Annotated in this window: 1 protein-coding gene; it reads right to left on the reverse strand. The window is 30.5% G+C overall.

Translation table 11 applies throughout. From position 1 onward, the window contains the following. A partial coding sequence (locus IEW49_RS13470) for a hypothetical protein (protein ID WP_229658242.1) occupies positions 1-415 on the reverse strand: 415 nt, incomplete at its 3' end. Positions 416-620: the final 205 nt, after the last annotated feature.

The raw sequence follows: 620 nt of genomic DNA on the forward strand, positions 1-620 counted from the left end.
TTAAAGGGTATTCTATTATTTTAAGATGTTCTTTGTTAAACCCTTGAATTTTAAAAAGGTAATCCTTCAACACTGCTTGTATTGAAGATAATGGTATTGAATATCCTATAGCTCTAGGCCACTTATTAATAAACCTAGGATGTCTCATAATATAAAATTTTTTTATGGGATCGAAACTTGTTAATTGTAATATTAATATACTAATCAAAAAAATAAATATTTGGAATACTTGTGTTATATTGGTTATATGAAGTAAACCTCCATGTAAACCTACCCCTTTACTTATAATAGATAAACTCATTGTATCATGCAAAATACAATAAATTAATGCTATAATCACAATTCTATTAAAAAGTATGGAAATATCTCGTCTTAAAGTAACGGCATTAGTAAGTAATAAAGACAGTATAGTCATTATTATCATAAATTTTGAAGAAATTTGGAGATTTAAATAAGGAAAGCTCTGGTCCTACTCGATCAGTGCCCTTCCCCTCCATAGTGCGCACGCGAACCTGGGGAGAAAATCGAATTCTCATCTTTAATGTATGAAATTAAGGTTTTACCTTTAAACTACCCAGGTTGATGATTATGATCCGTCCAGTACTAATCCAGCTGCTCCG

Origin of the sequence: Pseudoblastomonas marina, from assembly GCF_014641655.1 — a bacterium.
In the GTDB taxonomy this organism is placed as follows: Bacteria; Pseudomonadota; Alphaproteobacteria; order Sphingomonadales; family Sphingomonadaceae; genus Alteriqipengyuania_A; species Alteriqipengyuania_A marina.